This window comes from uncultured Dialister sp., assembly GCF_900541605.1.
Lineage (GTDB): Bacteria > Bacillota > Negativicutes > Veillonellales > Dialisteraceae > Dialister.
Genome location: NZ_UQKJ01000166.1, coordinates 1 through 3,654, shown reverse-complemented (window position 1 = coordinate 3,654; position 3,654 = coordinate 1). Strand labels below are relative to the sequence as shown.

Genomic DNA, 3,654 nt, shown 5'->3' with positions numbered 1-3,654 from the left:
TATTGGATTTTTGTCCTGCATATAGATTTCATAACCGTTAAATGTGTTACCCATTGCAAATCTGTATTGTCCGTATGGGCTTTCAGAAGTCGGTTGTGATGTATAACCTATAGGTTGAATTTCCTTGTCGTTTACCTTTGTATAAAGTTCGCCCTCAATACCGAATACAAGCAGATTGTACAAATCTTTGCCCTTTTCAGTATTCATAAGACCGATTAACTGCATTGCGCGTTCAGGGTGTTTTGAATTGATTGATATTGCAGTATTCGACGCAGATGCGGCATATGGAATGTAATGCTTGTTATCAAACGGAATTTTTACGTATGCAGTTGAACCTGCGGCTTTTTTACTGTCAATTTCAGATTGCCGTCCCCCTTCTTCAAGGGGGAACTTGCTGACCGGTATTCTCAACGTGTAAGTCCATCCCGCCCCGTCATTTCGAGCGGTGTAAGCATGCTTCATGAAGATACAGTCAAGAACCGCTACAGCTTCGAGGAGCCGAGAAATCTTTCTTGTGGTCGGGAATACGGGGCTTTTCAACTCCTTCAGCCGTTTCGCGGCAAATGCCCCCCTCAGTCGCCTGCGGCGCTTCCATCAGTTTCCATCAGCTAACCCCACCCTGGCGGGAGCCCCTTCCCAAGGAAGAGGCCTCCTGTCGAGTCAATTTCTCGTTGGGAAAATAGAGTCATCAGAGTTCCCATAGCGGCGAAGCCGCTGGACCTCAATGCTTCACTCAATTCTCAATTCTGCTTTTTGCACAGCCGCTGGACCTCAACTCTCAAATCTCAACTCTATTTCTTTCTGCTATAATGACAGTACAGTTTATTGAAAGAAAGGAACGTCCATGGCCCTGTCCCATAACTTTACGTCCGGTCCCATTGCGGGGCCCCTTTTCCGGTTTGCCCTGCCCGTCATGGGGGCCCTGTTCCTCCAGTCCCTTTACGGGGCGATGGATCTTTTTATCGTGGGCCATTTCGCCAGTTCCGCCGATGTGTCTGCTGTGTCCACGGGGTCCCAGGTGCTCCAGACCTTTACCATGCTCACCGCCAGCTTCTCCATGGGTATCACCATCCTCATGGGCCAATATATAGGAGCCGGCAGGGGATCCCAGGGCGGGAAGATTGCGGGAAACGGCATCTGCCTCTGCCTCCTGCTGGGGCTTTTCTTCACCCTGTGTCTCACAGTCTTTGCCCCCACCTTTGCGGGGTGGATGAATGCTCCTGCTGAAGCCTTTGAAAAGACGGTGTCCTATATCCGCATCTGCGGCGGCGGTATGGTGGCCATTATCTGCTACAACCTCATCGGCAGTATTTTCCGAGGTCTCGGGGACTCCCGGACGCCCCTTGTCACCGTGGCCATTGCATCGGTATTCAATACCTTCGGCGACCTCCTGCTGGTGGCCTTCTTCCACCAGGGCGCCGCCGGAGCGGCCCTGGCTACTGTGGCGGCCCAGGCTCTGTCCGTGGTGATTTCCTACGGCCTCATCCGCCGGAAGGGCCTGCCCTTTCCCTTTTCCCTATCCATGGTACGGCTTCACTGGCCTGTGGCCATCCGTATCGCAGGCCTTGGCCTTCCCATCGCCCTCCAGGACCTGCTGGTGGGGCTGTCGTTTCTCCTCATCATGTCCATCGTAAACCACATCGGCCTTACGGCGTCCGCCTCCATCGGGGTGTCAGAGAAAATCTGCGGTTTCATCATGCTGATTCCCGGCTCCTTCATGCAGTCCATGAGTGCCTTCGTGGCCCAGAATATCGGAGCCCGCCGCTTCGACAGAGCGGAAAAGGCCCTTTTTTCCGGCATCGCCATGGGCCTGGCTGCGGGTGTATGCATGTTCACCATTTCCTTCTTCTACGGTACCCATCTTACCGCCCTCTTCACCTCTGACGAGGCAGTCATCCTGGGGGCCGCGGACTACCTGAAAGCTTACTCCATCGACTGCCTCCTCACGGCCATCCTCTTCTCGTCCATCGGATTCTTCAATGGTCTCGGCATGACGAGGTTCGTCATGATCCAGGGCATCCTGGGTGCCTTCGGTGTCCGGGTGCCGGTGTCCTACCTTATGAGCCTCGAAGTGCCGCCACGGCTTTTCCACATCGGCCTCGCCACCCCGGCGTCATCGGCAGTGCAGATTCTTCTCTGCGTGATGGCCTTTATGTATGTGAAGAAAAAAAGAAAGGATTGAGGTTTGAGTAAAGAGAATTGAGGTACCGCGGCTGCGCCGCAGGCTGACGTCTTATCTTCCGGGGTGCATTGGCGGCAAAGCCGCGGGACCTCAACTCTCAAATCTCAAATCTCAACTCTATTTTTTCCCAAAAGCAGTATAATAAGGTTACCTTACATCAGAAAAGAGGGATCCCTTTGAAAAGTTGGAAATCCATCGTATACCTTGTCTGCGCCATCCAGGTAGGTGCCGGCATTTCCATGGTGGGCGTCATGTCGTTCCTGCCACTCTTCCTGTCGGAACTGGGACTGTCGGACCCCGGAGAAGCGGCATTCTGGGCGGGCCTTATTACCGGGGTCACTCCCTTCATGATTGCCCTGTCCGCTCCTTTCTGGTCTATCCAGGCAGACCGGCGGGGGCCGAAGGTGGTCATGACCATTGTCCTCTCCGCGGTGCTCCTGTCTTCCCTGGCCTCGGGCCTCTCCACGGCGCCCTGGCAGATTCTTATTTTCCGCACCCTCCAGGGTCTCGTAGGCGGCTTCGTGCCCATTGGCCTTTCCATTGTTGCCACGGTGACGCCTGAGCATAAGACTTCCTGGGCCATGGGCTATTTCCAGGCCGCCATGGTCATGGGCATCATGTTCGGCCCCCTTTTGGGCGGCACCATCGCCGATACCTTCGGCTACCGTATGCCTTTCTTCTTCTTTGCCTTTCTTGCCTTCCTCTGTCTCCTTGCAGTGCGGTTCTTCCTGCCTCCCATCCATCGGAAAGGAGCCGGCAAAGACCGGTCTTCTACATTCGGCCAGATCCTGTACTTCATGAAAATCCCCCGGGTCCGGATTATGACGTTCATGCAGTTTCTCTGTAACTTCGGCATCACCGGCATCGGACCAATTCTCCCCCTGTACCTGAAGCAGATGATCGGCACCAGCTCGGATATGGTCGCTACCATCGTGGGATTCATCATCTTCATTTCCGGAGGATGCAGTGCCTTCATGTCCCTGAACGTAGGCCGCATCACAGAGCGGATCCGTCCTCACCGGCTCCTCATCGGCGCCACCTTCTTTGTGGGTTTCACCTTCCTCATGCAGTACATGATGAGCTCCGTTTCCGGCCTCGGCTTCTGGCGGGCGGTGACGGGCCTCGGCATGGGCCTAATCGCCCCCTGTACGAATACGATCATCGCCAGGTCCGTGCCCCCGGAGAAACGGTCCATCGTCTTCGGCGTGGTGTCCAGCATCTTCCTCATGGGCAACGTGGCAGGTCCGGTGTGCTCCGGCGCTCTGGCCCGGTGGCTGGGCTACCCCTCAGTCTTCTGGTCCACAGCCATAGCCTTCTGGCTCGCCGCCTGCGTGATTGTATGGAATTTCAGGAAGGAATGATGGAAAGCCGAGATTGAGACTGAGGCAGTTAACGTTCGGCAAATTGGTAGCTTGTGGCTAGGGAAGCGCTGATTAATTCGCAGAGTCAGATTTTATAAGGATTTTTATGCA

At 54.8% G+C, this 3,654-nt stretch carries 3 protein-coding genes; 2 read left to right on the top strand and 1 reads right to left on the bottom strand.

The window, feature by feature from the left end; genetic code table 11:
- Nucleotides 1-462 (bottom strand): hypothetical protein (locus QZR21_RS08625; RefSeq protein ID WP_296974960.1); only part of this gene is annotated, 462 nt, incomplete at its 3' end.
- Nucleotides 463-844: 382 nt separating this feature from the next.
- On the opposite strand from QZR21_RS08625, the gene QZR21_RS08620 reads away from it, so the two are divergent.
- Nucleotides 845-2,182, top strand: coding sequence for an MATE family efflux transporter (locus QZR21_RS08620; RefSeq protein WP_296098948.1), 1,338 nt, complete (start codon nt 845-847; stop codon nt 2,180-2,182).
- A 176-nt stretch (nt 2,183-2,358) separates the two neighbouring features.
- On the top strand, nt 2,359-3,543 hold the full coding sequence (locus QZR21_RS08615) for an MFS transporter (RefSeq protein WP_296098951.1): 1,185 nt from the start codon (nt 2,359-2,361) through the stop codon (nt 3,541-3,543).
- The last annotated feature ends 111 nt before the right edge of the window (nt 3,544-3,654 follow it).

Coding starts and splice junctions, on each gene's coding strand:
- QZR21_RS08620 (WP_296098948.1), top strand. CDS start 845: ATGGCCCTGTCCCATAACTTTACGTCCGGTCCCATTGCGGGGCCCCTT.